This window comes from Neobacillus sp. SAB-20_R2A (assembly GCF_049568635.1).
Classification (GTDB): domain Bacteria; phylum Bacillota; class Bacilli; order Bacillales; family Cytobacillaceae; genus Neobacillus; species Neobacillus citreus.
Window position 1 is genome coordinate 1084529 of the sequence record NZ_CP145895.1, and the last position, 16015, is coordinate 1100543.

17 protein-coding genes are annotated in these 16015 nt (G+C 40.3%); all 17 read left to right on the forward strand.

The annotated features are described in order from the left end of the window. Positions 1-50: 50 nt before the first annotated feature. The 17 genes from V5M37_RS05380 (at position 51) to V5M37_RS05460 (ending at position 15912) form a co-directional block, all read left to right on the forward strand. Complete coding sequence (locus tag V5M37_RS05380) at positions 51-500, forward strand: hypothetical protein (RefSeq protein ID WP_423801110.1); 450 nt, start codon at positions 51-53, stop codon at positions 498-500. A gap of 136 nt (positions 501-636) precedes the next feature. Then, positions 637-1944, forward strand: a complete 1308-nt coding sequence (locus V5M37_RS05385; protein WP_423801111.1) for an ATP-binding protein — start codon at positions 637-639, stop codon at positions 1942-1944. A 267-nt stretch (positions 1945-2211) separates the two neighbouring features. Next, positions 2212-3627 (forward strand): amino acid permease, encoded by a 1416-nt coding sequence (locus tag V5M37_RS05390; RefSeq protein WP_423801112.1) that lies wholly within the window; start codon positions 2212-2214, stop codon positions 3625-3627. A 175-nt stretch (positions 3628-3802) separates the two neighbouring features. Further along, positions 3803-5056 (forward strand): ATP-binding protein, encoded by a 1254-nt coding sequence (locus V5M37_RS05395; RefSeq protein ID WP_423801113.1) that lies wholly within the window; start codon positions 3803-3805, stop codon positions 5054-5056. A 176-nt stretch (positions 5057-5232) separates the two neighbouring features. Further along, positions 5233-6396 carry an HD-GYP domain-containing protein gene (locus tag V5M37_RS05400; protein WP_423801114.1) on the forward strand — a complete coding sequence of 388 codons (1164 nt, stop codon included), beginning with the start codon at positions 5233-5235 and terminating at the stop codon, positions 6394-6396. Between the two features lie 142 nt (positions 6397-6538). Continuing rightward, a complete protein-coding gene (locus V5M37_RS05405; RefSeq protein ID WP_423801115.1) occupies positions 6539-7726 on the forward strand; it encodes a hypothetical protein in 1188 nt (395 codons plus the stop codon). A gap of 143 nt (positions 7727-7869) precedes the next feature. Beyond that, on the forward strand, positions 7870-8952 hold the full coding sequence (locus V5M37_RS05410; protein ID WP_423801116.1) for a hypothetical protein: 1083 nt from the start codon (positions 7870-7872) through the stop codon (positions 8950-8952). Then, on the forward strand, positions 8939-11128 hold the full coding sequence (locus V5M37_RS05415) for a molybdopterin oxidoreductase family protein (RefSeq protein ID WP_423801117.1): 2190 nt from the start codon (positions 8939-8941) through the stop codon (positions 11126-11128). Before V5M37_RS05410 ends, V5M37_RS05415 begins: the two co-directional genes overlap by 14 nt. A gap of 1 nt (position 11129) precedes the next feature. Continuing rightward, positions 11130-11693 carry a 4Fe-4S dicluster domain-containing protein gene (locus V5M37_RS05420; RefSeq protein ID WP_213118184.1) on the forward strand — a complete coding sequence of 188 codons (564 nt, stop codon included), beginning with the start codon at positions 11130-11132 and terminating at the stop codon, positions 11691-11693. 11 nt (positions 11694-11704) lie between these two features. Further along, on the forward strand, positions 11705-12229 hold the full coding sequence (locus V5M37_RS05425; protein ID WP_423801118.1) for a ubiquinol-cytochrome c reductase iron-sulfur subunit: 525 nt from the start codon (positions 11705-11707) through the stop codon (positions 12227-12229). After that, positions 12219-12410 (forward strand): hypothetical protein, encoded by a 192-nt coding sequence (locus V5M37_RS05430; RefSeq protein WP_213146534.1) that lies wholly within the window; start codon positions 12219-12221, stop codon positions 12408-12410. Before V5M37_RS05425 ends, V5M37_RS05430 begins: the two co-directional genes overlap by 11 nt. Further along, complete coding sequence (locus V5M37_RS05435; RefSeq protein ID WP_213146535.1) at positions 12403-12714, forward strand: hypothetical protein; 312 nt, start codon at positions 12403-12405, stop codon at positions 12712-12714. Before V5M37_RS05430 ends, V5M37_RS05435 begins: the two co-directional genes overlap by 8 nt. Beyond that, the gene (locus V5M37_RS05440; RefSeq protein ID WP_423801119.1) at positions 12701-12985 is read left to right on the forward strand and encodes a hypothetical protein; all 285 of its coding nucleotides are present in this window, start codon (positions 12701-12703) and stop codon (positions 12983-12985) included. The genes V5M37_RS05435 and V5M37_RS05440 overlap by 14 nt, the downstream gene beginning before the upstream one ends. A gap of 104 nt (positions 12986-13089) precedes the next feature. Beyond that, positions 13090-13749 carry a sensor histidine kinase gene (locus V5M37_RS05445; protein WP_423801120.1) on the forward strand — a complete coding sequence of 220 codons (660 nt, stop codon included), beginning with the start codon at positions 13090-13092 and terminating at the stop codon, positions 13747-13749. Positions 13750-13762: 13 nt separating this feature from the next. Further along, positions 13763-14416 (forward strand): response regulator, encoded by a 654-nt coding sequence (locus tag V5M37_RS05450; RefSeq protein WP_277398200.1) that lies wholly within the window; start codon positions 13763-13765, stop codon positions 14414-14416. 15 nt (positions 14417-14431) lie between these two features. After that, positions 14432-14881 (forward strand): GAF domain-containing protein, encoded by a 450-nt coding sequence (locus tag V5M37_RS05455; protein ID WP_423801121.1) that lies wholly within the window; start codon positions 14432-14434, stop codon positions 14879-14881. A gap of 14 nt (positions 14882-14895) precedes the next feature. Next, on the forward strand, positions 14896-15912 hold the full coding sequence (locus V5M37_RS05460) for a PAS domain-containing sensor histidine kinase (protein WP_423801122.1): 1017 nt from the start codon (positions 14896-14898) through the stop codon (positions 15910-15912). Positions 15913-16015 lie beyond the last annotated feature (103 nt).

The following is a 16015-nucleotide window of genomic DNA, read 5'->3' on the forward strand; positions in this document are numbered from 1 at the left end:
GAATTTTAAGGAAAACAATGGAAAAGTAAAAGAAAAAAGGAGAGATTGATTTGAGGCTTGAATATCGGCTAGATGAAGAAAATCAGCAATACCCTTCGTTATGGCACTACTACGACATTTCCAAATCGGAAGCGGCCGCACGAATGACCTGTGAATATTTTGTAAAAAACAATGAGACGTACAAGGTTACCGCTACTGCACTTGACCCAGACGGAACGGCAGTCATTTATGTTGAAAAAGAAGAGTTCAGCAATGACACGCTGGAGAAATATCATTCGCATATTGGATTTGAAACAAGGGAACTAACCGAACAGGGGAGCATTTTAATCGATCAAAAAGAAATTTGGGAGCACGACGAAGTGCTCGCTGCCCTTCACTCAGATTTCATCTATATAAAAAGGGGAGAAAAGTTTTTAGAATTTGCGATGGACTCAAGGGAGATTGATGAGGATCGCAAATGCTATGTATACTATGGAAACTTTACCGGCAACAGCCGTTGACGTCTTTTAAAAGTTTTCCGGAGAAGAAAAACCGCCATCGACACTTCCTGCCAAAAAATTTTCAGCATAAGAAGGAAAGTGCCGTTTTTTGTCGTATTGTAATGGATAATATAATTGATTCCTCGGGGGAATGACGATGCTGGCGGAAAAGCTTCTTTTGCAACTGTTAATTGTATTAGCACCAGTCCTGCTTTGTAGTGCTTTAACTGACTATAAGAAAGAGTGGAATTCACCAATCATCTGTGGGTTCATGCACAGTCTGGCAGCAATAGCCTGCATGATTTTTAGTTATTCAAATTATGGCCTTATTTGGGATCTTCGCTACGCTCCGCTTATTCTTGCCATTTTATATGCAGGACCTGCTGGCGGCGGGATGGTCATAGCCTCTATTATTGGAGCTCGCATTATGATGGGTGGTGGCAGTGTCCATTACGCCATCGTGGGCTGCCTGCTTACTTCTATTGTCCCTTACCTTTTGCGAACCCGCTTTTGGAATGCTTCTTCAAATCGAAGAGTACAGTTCACTTTATTATCGGGCGTCTGGTCTTTAATTCTATGCTATTTATCACTTCTAACTTATCATTATCTAAATGGAAATACCTTCAAATTGTTTATAAACATTCCCGATTTACTGCTTTTCGCTCTTATTTATACCGCTTCCCTAATGCTTGCTGCAAAGTTATATGAAGGGCTGATTGAGAAAGATAAAATGAAGGAAGAGATACTGAAAGCAGAAAAGCTTAATACATTAAGTGAACTGGCGGCTTCTATCGCCCATGAAGTCCGCAACCCTTTAACAGTGGTAAAGGGATTTCTACAATTGATGCAGCAGGATGAGAAAGGGAAGAATTATGAATATTTTGGGCTGGTTTTAAGTGAATTAGGAAGGGCTGAGGCGATTATCAGTGATTACTTGAATTTTGCCAAGCCGAAATTAGAAAAACTAGAAGAATTCGCCTTAAAAGACATATTGAAGGAAATAGTCACGCTGCTCGAACCTTATGCTGTAAAGCAGGGTGTACAACTAGAAAGTGAATTGGACACATCCGATTTTTGCCTTTATACAGATCGAAATCAGTTAAAACAGGCTCTTGTAAATCTTTTGAAAAATGCGATTGAAGCGACCTCAGAGGAAGGCATTGTCACGATACATACAAAGTCCGATCAAACCCATGCCTCCGTTTTGATTACTGATAACGGAAAAGGAATGACACCCGAACAACTATCGAGGATTGGAACATTGTTTTATACGACCAAAGATAAGGGAACGGGGCTGGGGACTTCGGTATCTTTAAGAATTATTGAAACGATAAAAGGAAAGGTTTTCTATCAAAGTGAAACAGGTTTGGGAACAACTGTAACAATTGTTCTTCCAGCAGGTAAAAAGGAAGAGTTAGTTAGCAGTATCATTAATGAAGAACCGACAGCAGTTAAAATAATGTAAAAACAGGTGACATCCTTTCGTTTGATGTCATCTGTTTTTTTCATTCGGATAAACTATATCAAAATAGAGAAAAATGATGAATTTCAATAAGGTTTATTTTATGTTAATTCAATGCAAAACCAGTATATTCCCAGTGTAATATTACCAGTTTTTTTATTTTTAAAAAAATATTGCTTTTTCAGTAAAAAGATTATATTATACCGATATAAATTTTATTTATATTTTCGGAAAATTTGAACATTGAACCCGAGGAGGTTTAAATAATAAATGGATTTATTTAGGAAGAAATCAGTTCTGGACCTGATTCAGGAATCAGAGAAAAAAGGTGCCGCCTTAAGGAAGGAGCTGGGTGCCTTTGACTTAACAATGCTTGGGATAGGGGCCATTATCGGGACCGGAATTTTTGTTGTCACAGGGGTTGCTGCTGCGGAACATGCTGGGCCAGCGCTCATTATTTCTTTTATTTTATCAGGTTTAGCTTGCATTTTTGCAGCCCTCTGTTATGCGGAATTTGCTTCAAATGTACCGGTTTCCGGAAGTGCCTATACTTACAGCTATGCGACATTTGGTGAATTGATCGCATGGATTTTAGGCTGGGATTTAATTCTCGAGTACGGCTTTGCATCAGCGGCGGTTGCCAGCGGCTGGTCAGGCTATTTTCAAGGGCTGCTTGCAGGGTTTGGGATTCATTTTCCGAAAGCCATAACAAGTGCGTTTGACCCGGCAAACGGGACATTTGTTGACGTTCCTGCAATCGTCATCGTCTTTTTACTTACTTTGCTTTTATCTCAGGGGGCAAAGAAATCTACCCGTTTAAATAACATCATGGTAATTATTAAGCTTGTTGTTGTTCTTTTATTTATTGGTGTTGGTGCATGGTATGTAAAGCCAGCTAACTGGACTCCTTTTATGCCATTCGGATTCTCCGGCGTAGCGACTGGAGCGGCTACGATTTTCTTTGCATATATTGGCTTTGATGCTGTATCGACAGCTGCTGAGGAGGTTAAAAACCCGCAGCGCAATATGCCTATCGGAATTATTGCTTCATTGCTTGTTTGTACGGTTTTATATATTGTTGTTTCCGCTATCCTAACGGGAATTGTACCTTATAATCTGTTGGGGGTGAAAAACCCGGTTGCATTCGCCTTAACCTATATCCATCAGGATTGGGTGGCCGGTTTCATTTCAATTGGGGCAATCACTGGTATTACAACGGTACTTCTAGTTTTACTTTACGGACAATCCCGCCTATTCTACGCAATCGGCCGTGACGGATTGCTGCCAAAAGTGTTTTCCAAGGTAGATGAAAAGAAACAAACACCGGTTGTGAACTCTTGGATCATTTGTTTATTGGTGTCTGTTATTGCAGGATTTGTTCCATTAAGTAAACTGGCTGAATTAACAAACATTGGAACCTTGTTCGCATTCATGACAGTTTCAGTCGGGATTTTATATCTTCGAAAAAACAAGCAAGTGCCTAAAACAGGCTTCAGAGTCCCGTTTGTACCGTATATTCCGATTTTGGCATTCTTGTTCTGCGGATATTTAGCGGTACAGCTGCCGGCATTAACATGGATTAGTTTTGGTGTTTGGCTGGTAATTGGATTGTTCGTCTACTTCGGCTATGGACGAAAGCATTCGACATTAAATAATTCATCTGGACAATTGAAAAAGGTCATCTAATTAAAGGGGAGTTCCACTCAAATGGGACTCCCCTTTAAATTTTCCCAATAAAATGTCGAAAATCATCGTTTTTTCATTTATTTTATAATGTTATTCTAAAAAAGTGGTAGAATAGTATGAGTAATGAATGGAATTTTGAATTTTTAGAATAGTATCTACTTTAAGGAGAACACTCATGGAAATAAGTAGCAAAGGTCCGAAGCTAATATATGAAGAAAAAAAGGCAATAAAGTTATTTTTATGGTTATTTTATTTCTTCTTTATTGCATATGATTTTTTTTGGTATATTGTTTTACCAAGATTTACAGACTACGGAGCGGTTCAATTCCCTGGTAGAGGACTTGGTTATTGGCTATATATATTAGTATTTTTGCTTCTGCCAATCTCCGTTTCATTTATAAAAAAGGGAAATCCTTATATTGTCAAATACCTTTTGTTATTTGGTTACATCCTAATTGATAGCATAGATCTTATTTTGAAGTATTATGGAACTAATCTAACGTTTGCTTCAGGAAATATAGTAGAGCTTTTGTTTGTCTTTTTTTCACCAGTGTTTGTTAATAAGGAATACTATTGGAGTGTAACTTTAGGATTGATTGGAAGGTATGTTCTATTAGGGCTAATACTCCATGATACTAATATCATACCGCCCATTTTCGTCATTATCATTTTATCGGCAATTGCCTTTATCATTTTAATTAGATTTTATTCATATATAAAGTCTTTAACATCTGTTCATGAGGAACTAAATAAAAAAGAAAAACTTGCAGTGATAGGCCAAATGGCAGCTGCGATAGGGCATGAAATTCGAAACCCGCTCTCATCACTAAAAGGGTTTACCCAATTACAGCATGAATCGAATCCAAATAGCAGTGGCTTTTATCCAATTATGATTCAGGAAATTGAGAGAATAAATTCTATTGTAGATGACCTTATGTACCTGGGAAAACCAAGGGAAATTAATTTTAAAAAGGCCGATATGAAAGGAATTGTTGATTATACAGTTTCATTAATTTGTCAGCAGGCAGAGGTTCAAGGTGTGAACGTGGAAATGGAGACCGATGCTACAATACCTTTGATTGATTGTGATGATAAACAATTAAAGCAAGTATTTATTAATTTGTTAAAGAATGCGGTTGAGGCCATGCCAGATGGTGGTTTATTAAAAATCCAAATGAAAATGACAGAAGAATCGTCGTTATTAATAGTGATTGAGGATGAAGGCCCCGGTATCGAGGTGGACAAACTTGAACATATTTTCGAAGCATTTTATACGACCAAAAAAGATGGGACAGGTCTAGGGTTAGTTGTTACTAAGGAAATTATTGAAGGCCATGGTGGCAGTTTGAAAATTGAGAGTATATTAGGAGCTGGGACTAAAGTTATAGTCAGATTGCCAATATCCCAGAATAATATTTTTAAAGTTTAGTTCTCGAATTGTACAAAAATCAGCTAAATTAAATGTTTCAAGGGTTTAACTAATAAGATATAATGTAGAGGAACAAAGAATTTTTATAGATTTTGTCAAACCGCCAAAAGATTCGGATTCTTTTATTCTATCTTGCTTGGACTGAACCAAATGAGATGGGTAATTTGGAGGATTTTATGATACCACATGAAGAGAAACAGACTGTAAAATGGTTTCTAGTGTTTTTTTATATCATTTTGTTAGGGTATGATTTTTTTTACTATTATCTTTTTCCTGTCTTTATAGCAAAAAAAGATATTGGGGTACCTAATAAATATTTATACCTTACCTATATAGTTATTTTAATATTACTGCCTGTATCATATTATTTAATTCGTAAAAACAAGCAATCATTAATTAAATATGTATTCTTTGTTAGTTATTTATTTACGACTTTTATTGTTGATATACTTATGTATTACGGTAGAGGAGATTCATATTTTACTGGGAATATTGTTGAGGTATATTTGATTTTATCATTACCTCTATTTATTAATACAAAATATTTTTGGCTAGTTAGCCTTGGAATTACTTTAAAATACGCCTTAATCGGCATTATATTAAATAACTCCTATGTCTTAATTCCAATCATTTTAGTGGCTGTTCTCTCAATAATGTCTTTCTTTTTATTGGTTCGTTTTCAAGGTTATGTTCGTTCAATAAGCACTTCCTATGATAACCAATTGCAGGGGATGGTTAGAGGGGTTATTGCAACTTTAGAGTTAAAAGATCCATATACTAGGGGACATAGTGAACGTGTGGCAAGCTATGCCCTGTTACTAGCTAAAGAAACTGGCAGTTTTTCACGAGATGAACAAAAATCATTTTATTATTCCTGTTTATTACATGATATAGGTAAAGTTCACATTCCTGATTCAATTTTAATGAAGCCTGGAAAATTGAGTAATGATGAATATGAAATCATCAAATCTCATCCTGTTGTTGGTGCTGAGGCGGTAAAAGATGTCGAGGGAATAAAGGATACTATTAGTGTTATTCGTTCTCATCATGAGCGCTGGGATGGAAAAGGCTATCCTGATCAATTAAAGGGAGAAGCGATTCCATTACTTGCTAGAGTTACCGCTATTGCAGATGCTTTTGATGCAATGACTTCTTCCCGATCCTATCGGGCGGCTATGCCTGTAGAGGAAGCCTACAGCCGGGTCATTGAAGGGAAGGGTTCTCAATTTGACCCAATGCTGGTTGAACAATTTAAGAAGGTTTATCCTGCATGGGTTGAATTTCATTCTAAATATCCATGGAATGACAAAATGACATTATTTAAGGAGGTAGGAGGATGAAAATTCGAAAACTCAAAAAGGTAAAAACTACGTGTTGGTGGTGTCCTTTCGTTCCAGGATATAAACCATGATAAATGTGGATGCTGGCATGATGCCATGCATCCTTCTTTATTGAAAAATAACAGATTAAAGGTGTAAAAAAATGAACCTTACACTCCATTCACATCTCGTATTAGTCCCAATTGAAATTAGGAAAGATAAAAAGAATTATATCGTTGAAGATACCAACTCCGGGGAATTTTATGAAATGCCGGAGGTTTGTATCGATGCGATTCAATTAATCAACGAAGGCTATCAGTTAGGTGAAATTGAAAGCCGGCTTAAAAGCAAGTATCCTCATGATGAGGTCGATTTACTCGATTTTGCCGAACAGCTTCTCGAACTGCAATTGGTTGTCGAAATGGATGGTGTGAAACTCGCTGCCCCAATAAAGAAGCAAGATCCCCTTGGATTTGAGTGGATTTCTCCTAAGTTGGGAAAATTCTTTTTCAATAAAGCGGCTTATACTGTTTACGCAGCCTTATTTATCATCAACGTTTTCCTTTTTCTAACCCATCCATCTTTATTTCCAAATTTTAAGGATATTTTTATTTTTGACTTAATGGTGCTGAATATCCCGGCATGGCTCGTTTTATCCTTCTGCTTTGTATTGCTTCATGAATTTGGGCATGTGCTGGCCATGAGGGCTTACCAGCTTCCCACGAAATTAACCATCGGACACCGCCTTTTCCTTGTCGTTTTCGAAACAGATATGTCATTTGTTTGGAAACTACCTTCAAAAGATCGAAATGTTTTATATTTGGCGGGGCTTTGTTTTGATACGTTCGTTCTTTTTGCAGCACTGCTGGGTCAGTTGATTTTCGCAGACGGGTCAGAGATTTTCCTGAGTGTGCTGAAGGTAATTGTCCTAGATGCTTTTATTCGGATGATTTATCAGTGCTGCATCTATATGAAAACAGATTTATATTATGTATTTGAAAACTCGACGGGTATTTACAATCTTATGGAAAATGCCCAGCAGGTTTTTCGAAACTGGTTTAGATTTAGAAAACCTGCCCGACAACCTGAGGTTGTATTTGAAGAAGAAAAGCGGACGATTATCACTTATACCGTATTTTATGTGTTGGGTGTAGGGCTTACGTTATCGTTATTTTTTGGTTATTATCTCCCGCAAATGTTATATGCAATGACTACGATCCACCACTGTTTTGGCTATGGACCGTCCACCTATCATTTCTGGGATGCATCCTTGTCCACGCTGCAATTAATAATCGGGCTTGTGTTGCTTCTTTATTCATGGCATAAAAAGTACATCAAAAAGCAAATGTGACGAAGTTTTGTCAAAAAACGATATAGTTAAGGGTTTTTTCCCCCTTAGATGGGGGAGTTCCCTGATAAAGATAACACTGCCGTTTTTCTTACAATAACAGTAAGAAAACGATAGTGTTATTTTTTTTAGGGAGGATCAAGAAAATGGAGTCAACTATTCAATCGGCGAAAAAACGGGATAATACCGTCAATAATGCATTTGCTTCCCATTTTGCCAAATCAATGTTTTTAAGCGTAGCCGGACTTGCGATTTTGGTGTTTATCGGAACAAGAATGTTTACACATATCGACTTAAACCTTTATGGATATATGGTAGGAACGATTACTTTCATAGGAGGTTTCTTTTACCGCTTCATCTCTTGGGGAGAAAGACCGCCAACCAAAATTATCATTAAAAAGGGCTTAAAACTGCTTTTTAGAAAAAGCACACCAAAAACAGCAGTAAGCCACTTAGCGATTTACGACTTCATCAAAAAGCGCGGATTTTATCGCTGGATGCAGCACGTATTAATTGGGTGGGGCTGTGTGCTTGCTTGTTTAGTTACTTTCCCGCTCGTGTTCAGCTGGATGTACTTCAATATGGATGGAAATGGCTATTACACAGTCGTCTTAATGGGAATGAACTTGATACGGATTAAAGCAGATGGCATCATTGCTTGGTTCTCTTACAACGCTTTAAACATCTCAGCCATTATGGTGATTTCAGGTGTCAGCATGGCGCTTTACCGCCGCATGAAAAATATGCAGGCAAGAGCAGAGCAAAAATTCATGTACGATTTCTTGCCGCTCTATATGTTGCTATTTATTTCAGTAACTGGTCTATTATTGACAGTCCAAAACGTATTCTTACATGGATGGATGCAGCCGCAAATGTCGCTGATCCACCAGTTTTCAGTCATTGTAACGCTTATCTATCTGCCATTTGGTAAGCTTGCTCATATTCCGTTCCGTCCGATGAGCGTATTTGCTAGAAACTACCGTGAACATTATGGAGAACAGCATATGAAAGAATGTAAAGTGTGCGGAGATAAATTTGTATCAGTCGAACAATCGAACGACGTTAGAGAAGTATTGGGAACCAACAACATGGAGTTCAACATGGAAGACGGCTTTAATCTTGCGGAATTGTGCCTGCCATGCCGCAGAAAGTACCGTATCGCCAGATTCTCAGGATTCCCTACCCATCAAGTGAAGGTCAAGGAGGCAAATCAGAATGCAAGAGGTTAACCAAAAAGCCCCAAAAGATAAATTTTTTAGAGAAATCGAAAACGTACGTCATCCAAATGAAACCTTAATAAAAACACACTGCGCCTATTGTGGCATGCAGTGCGGGATGAATTTACGCGTAAATACAAAAACAAACAAAATTATCGGGGTTGAGCCTCGCTATGAATGGCCGGTTACGGTCGGAAAAATGTGTCCGAAAGGGGTTACTGCTTACCAGCAGACGAACCATCCAGACCGCATCTTAAGACCGTTAATCCGTGACGATGCTTCCTTAAAAGGAACAGACAAAGGGTTCCGTGAAGCAACCTGGGATGAAGCGTATGAGTTAATCGCTCGTAAATTCAAAGAGATGCAAGGGAAATACGGCAAAGATACATTGTCTGTTTTCAGTGGTGTATCAATGACCAATGAAAAATGCTATTTAACAGGTAAGTTTGCAAGAGTGGGTTTGCAAACTCGCTATATCGATTATAACGGACGTTTCTGTATGTCCAGTGCAGCCGGCGGATTCCTTCGCTCATTCGGCGTTGACCGTGGTTCGACATTACCATGGACCGATATCCATGATACAGATTGCTTGTTCATCGCTGGAAGCAACACGGCAGAATGCCATCCAACTTCGATGTTCCGCGTTTGGAACGTCCAGGAAAGAGGCGGTTATCTGATCGTTGCCGACCCACGTGAAACCCCTATTGCAAGACGTGCCGATGTTCACTTGGATTTAAGACCGGGAACAGACTTGGCACTTGCTAATGGTATTGTGAACCTATTGATCCAAAACGGCTATGTTGATGAAGAATTCGTCAACCAACACACAAATGGCTTTGAAGAAACAAAAGAATTAGTCAAAGAATTTACTCCTGAATATACAAGCGAGATTACAGGAATTGCAGTTGAAAAAATTATCCGTGCTGCGGAGATTTATGGTAAAGCGCCAAACGCAGTCGTGATGTTTGCACGCGGCATCGAACAGCAACATAAAGGGGTCGACAACGTTTCTGGTTACACCAACATGGCGTTAGTTTCTGGGAAAATCGGCCGTCCGAAATCAGGTGTTGCAACATTTACCGGCCAAGGAAACGGTCAAGGCGGCCGTGAGCATGGCCAAAAATCTGACCTGCTCCCAGGCTACCGAAAGATTACAAACCCTAAGCATGTTGAGGAAGTTTGCAAAGTATGGGGAATCACCCCAGAAGAAATGCCGCAGCCAGGTGTTTCTGCTTATGAAATGTTTGAATTAATGGATCAAAAAACCATTCGCGGATTATACCTGCTTTGCTCTAATCCAGCAGTATCCGCGCCAAATCAAAACTTTGTACGTAAGGCTTTAAAAGGACTAGACTTTATGGTCTGTGTCGATTTCTATCTATCAGAATCTGCAGAGTTTGCTGATGTCATTCTACCAACAGTTACATGGTCTGAGGACGAAGGAACGGTTACCAACCTTGAAGGACGGATTATCAAAATCAATAAAGCACAAGAGCCGCTTGGCGAATCAAAGCCTGATTGGCAAATCCAAGTGGAGCTTTCCGAAAAACTTGGCAGGGGAAAATATTTCTCCCACTTAAAAACAGCCAGAGATGTAGCAGATGAATTCCGTTTAGCTTCAAAAGGTGGATACGCTGATTATTACGGCGCTACCTGGGATAAAATCGACAAGCAAGACGGTGTGTTCTGGCCTTGCCGTGATGAAAAGGACCCTGGTACTCCACATATGTTTTTAGATAAGAAGTTCTATCATCCAGACGGAAAAGCAAAAATTTGCGCATTGCCATACCGCCCGCCTGCAGAAGAGCCAGATGAGGAATATCCGTTGCGCTTAACGACCGGACGTGTTGTGTTCCACTACTTATCTGGTAACCAAACACGCCGCATTCAATTCTTGCGTGATATGTGTCCGGAGCCATATGTTGAGGTTCATCCGGAAACAGCTGCAAAATATAATATTGAACATGAAGAATATGTCCGCCTTTATACTCGCCGAGGAGAGGCTGTATATAAAGTGAAAATTACCGAAGCCATTCGTAAGGATACAGTGTTCGTGCCGTACCATTTCGGTCACGAGAAATCTATCAATCTATTAACAATTGCCGCTCTTGATCCCATTTCAAGAATGCCGGAATTCAAGGCTTGTGCCGCACAGATTGAAAAACTAGAAATGAAGAAGGTGCAATAAAGTGGTTAAAAAGAGGTTATATCTTGAACTGGAAAATTGCATAGGATGCCGTTCCTGCTTGGCTGCCTGCACACAGTGCGGCGGACACGAACAGCGCAACCGCAACTATGTTTACGATGTAAATCCGCTTAAGAACCGGCAGACAATGCCGCTTATGTGCCTTCACTGTGTGAATCCGGCATGCGCAAGAAGCTGTCCAGCTCAGGCAATTCAAATCCACGAAACAGGAGCCGTGTTATCGGCTCTTGTGGAAAAATGTATTGGCTGCCAAAACTGTACCATTGCCTGCCCATATGGAATACCGAAGTTTGATACAGAGCAGAATTTAATGTATAAGTGCGACCTATGTATTGACCGCACCAAGGACGGTATCCCGCCAATGTGCGCGAGCGTATGTCCATCCAATACACTTCAATGGCTAACAGACGAAGAAATCGAAGCAAAACAAAAACAATTTAATCTTGATAATGGCAAATGGGTAACCAGCATGCCATATTTAGAAGGCGAAACTAACGTACGTGTGAATCTCCCTGGAATCCTGCAGGGCGTCACTAAACTGTTCTAGGAGGGATTACCATGAACGATAAAAATAATAAAATCCCGTTCAATGAAGATAACTATACTCACAATATTAATAGAAATAACGAAAGAAAGTTGGACCGCCGCGGTTTCATGAAGACCTTGGTTGGTGCCGCTGGAGTGTTCGCCGTTTCATCACTGCCTTGGGGAGTCATGGCGGCAAAGGAGCTCAACCGCTTAGAAGATAAAAAATATCCGAAACATAAAATTGCTGATTTAGATAAGGTTCCTGTAGGCGACGCTGTTGATTTTCATTTTCCTGGCGAGCACGACAGCGCCATTCTGATTCGCTTATCGGAAAAGAAATTTGTCGCCTACCAAAATGCCTGCACACACCTGCGTTGTCCTGTTTTTTGGCAAAAGGATGAAGGCGAGATGCTATGTCCTTGCCATCACGGAAAATTTGATGTTGAAACAGGCGCACCAATTGCCGGCCCGCCGAGACGTCCATTGCCTGAAATCCATGTGAAAGTGGAAAACGGCGCTGTATATGCCGTGGGGGTGAAGCGTTATGAAGCGTAGTTATATCCCTGTCGGCCTGCTGCTTGTGGTACTGATGTTAAACATTATTTTTACTCAATACATGGTGCATCAATATTTTTACGAAAATTACACAAACACCATCATCGCTGCTGTTGTGAATGTTGTCTTATTCCCAGTTGCATTCATCATTTATAAAAAAGGTGTGAATGTCAATGACTAGTGAAACGTATATTGATTTCTGCTTTGTTCGCCCGCAGGCCGGTGGATTTTCTGGGGAGATTGACGAACTGCTGAAATCGCTGTTTGCCAAGAAACGTTTAAATTGGTATCTCGAAGAAAAGGTCGTTGAAGGTGCCGAAATGGTGATTGCTGAAATTAAAGGGATGAGCAGTTGGGTGTCCGAGGACGAAACGATTAAGTTTATCGAGGAAAACGCGGGAGAGAAGTTTTGGGAGTACCTGCAAGGCTACAAGATGTTCATCTACCCTGTTGAGAGAGGATGTAATAGCTGTGGCGTCCATTGATAGTAAGAAAATACAGGAGCGTTTCGCCGGTGCTGAAGTTGAAATTGCCATTCAGGACCGGGATGGCGGGGACCAGGCCCCTGTGGTGAGCAAATCGATAAAAAAGGTTCAGCTTTGCCCGGATGGAACCCATCTCCGCTTCTATTTTGATGATTTTTACTTTTTGGCAGTGCCTTTGGCAAGCCAAGTAACGGAGTCTGCTGGTTTGTGGTCGGCTGCCGATGAGGAAAGTGGTTTAACCTATACGTTTAAAAAGGTTCAGGTCTTCTAAGAGAACCTGAATTTTTTTATAAGCTTTTTAAACCGCCAATCGGTTTAAAATGAGACTCGAGATATATTTAAATTGAGAATTAGAAGACAGGAGGGCAGGTAAAAATGGATTCATTAAGAACAAACCCTAATGTTTGCACATATATCATTGACTCCCAAGAAGAGGAAATCAAAAGAATTGCGCATGAACTGCATGAAGGGGTCGGCCAGAACTTATATAGTATTTTAACAGGCTTACAGTTTCTCGCATCAGGAGAACAGGACTCGTCTAAGAAAAGCTACATGAGGGAAATGAACCTGCTGATTGAAAAAACAATCCAGGAACTTAGATTGCTCTCTGTCGAACTCCATCCGCCTGCCCTGACAACACTTGGATTGTTACCGGCCATGAAAAGCTATATTGGATGTTATACCTCCACATTTGGCATAATCGTGGAGGTAAAGTCCAGCGGTGAGGGAAAATTAATCTCGGAAAAACAACGGATTGCCGTATTTCGTGTATGTCAGGAAGCATTAACCAATATTGCAAAGTACGCAGATACAGCCATTGTAAAAATGAATTTTTTCTGGAAAGAATCTGAACTAAAGATTACCATCCGTGATTTCGGGAAAGGATTCCAGCCTGAAGAGTTCCAAGGAAATGAACCTTCTTCAGGGCTCGCGGCTATGAAGGAAAGAATGCTTCTGATTGGCGGCAAGTGTGTGATATCCTCTAAAATAGGAGAAGGAACATCGATAGAAATATCTCTTCCATTATCGAATTAAAGGGGAGTTTACATTGATAAGAATCCTGTTGGTAGATGACCATGCCGTGGTAAGAAGCGGCCTGAAAATGCTGCTTCAAACGAATCCTGAAATGGAAGTAGTCGGAGAAGCATCTGAAGGCAATGAAGGCATCAAAAAAGCCTTGAAGCTAAAGCCGAATGTGGTTGTCATGGACCTAAGCATGCCGCATGGAAAAGACGGACTTACCGCAACAATGGAATTAAAAAAGCAAATGCCTGAAGTGAATATTTTAATTTTAACGATGCATGATGACGAGGAATACCTGTTCAGAGCCATCCAAGGCGGCGCCAGCGGCTGTATTTTAAAAAGCGCCCCGCATGATGAATTAATGTCGGCAATTGAATCTGTGGCTAAAGGAGATGCCTACCTGCATCCGTCTGCACAAAAACGCCTGATGGAGGAATACTTAGCAGGCGTAAAACAGGATGGCAATGATACGTACAATCTGTTGTCCGAGCGGGAAAAAGAAGTGCTTACTCTTATTGCCAAAGGATACTCTAATAAAGAGATTGCCGAACAGTTGGTCATCAGTGTCAAAACGGTCGAAACCCATAAAAGCAATCTGATGGAAAAATTGCAAATGAAAACCCGGCCTGAGCTGGTCGAATATGCCGTTAGGAAGGGGCTATTGGGATATGGCATTTAAGGAGAACGTGCGTAGATGTCAGAGTTAAGGGAACTCCCAGAATTGTTTAATGTTTGTGAGCGGTTAAGAGCTGAGATCGGCTGCGATTTTGTCGGGCTTGCCCTGCAAAATGAATCAGGTCCTGATGTCAGGTGGCATTACGCTTCCGGAAATTTAAACGATAAATACAAACGAATAACGGTCCGTTTCGGAAAAGGAATCGCAGGAAAAATTATATCAAGCGGCAGCTCTATGATGATTACAAATTTTCCAAACTCCATCATAGGAAAAGTGACGGATTATCCCATTAATCTTGCTGAAAAACTTGTGGCTACCTATGCGGTCCCTTTATTTTTTAGTGGCATACCAAAGGGAGTGCTCCTTATCGGAAAAAGAGAGGAGTACTTCTTTGCAGAAGAGGAGCAGGAAAAGGTGGCTGAATCTGCCCAAGCTCTCGAACAGCTATTAAAGGAGCATTTATTTTGATGCGGGGGATGGAAATGGACAAGGATTTACAGCAAACAAGAAATGAATTGACGGATTACAAATTTGCCCTTGATGCCTCCTCAATTGTTGCCATCACCGATGCGAGGGGGATGATTACATATGTTAACGACCAGTTTTGCCTAATATCTAAATTTTCAAGGGAAGAACTGATTGGGCAGGATCACCGTATCATCAATTCGGGACATCATTCAAAAGAATTTTTTAAAGAGATGTGGAGAACAATTGGCAGCGGTCAGGTGTGGAAGGGCGAGATTTGTAATAAAGCCAAAGACGGGACCTATTATTGGGTCGATACGACGATTGTTCCTTTTTTAAATGATAAGGGAAGACCGTATCAGTATTTGGCAATACGTTATGAAATTACTGAACGCAAGCGGGTCGAGCAGGAACTGCAAAAAATGATGGCACGGATCATCGATGTCCAAGAGGAGGAGAGAAAGCGTTTTTCACGGAATCTTCATGACGGAATCGGACAAAACCTCTACAGTCACCTGATTACCATTAACCGCCTTTTGTCGGAGATGGACCATCCGCTCTTGCAGCAGATGCAGGAGGAAGCTACCCAATTAATTGAAGAAATCCGGGAAATCTCTTGGGAACTAAGGCCTTCTGTCTTGGATGACCTAGGTTTAATTCCGGCGATTCGCTCTTATCTTTCTCGGTATTCCAATCATTATAATATTGACGTCTATTTCGATTGCGCGTTAAACCGGCGCCTTGACATCAGCATTGAATTGACGATTTACCGAATTATCCAGGAAGCACTGACAAACATTCGTAAATATGCCGAGGTTTTGGATGCTTCCGTAACAGTAAGGGAAATAGACAATGTTGTCCGAGTAATGGTTGAAGATAAGGGGAAAGGGTTTGATCTTGGGAACCAGTCTCCAGGAGTCGGGCTGTTTAGTATGGATGAACGGGCTCGTTCAGTCGGCGGCACCTTGTCAATTAATACTGAACCGGGGATCGGCACGAAAATCATTCTGGAAGTGCCGATATCCAACGATTAAAGAATGTGGGTTTAAGTATATCAGCGGATTTATCGGTTATATCAGCGAATTTTAAAGAATATCAGCGGATTTTTCGGTTATATCAACGGATTAGCGAATCGTC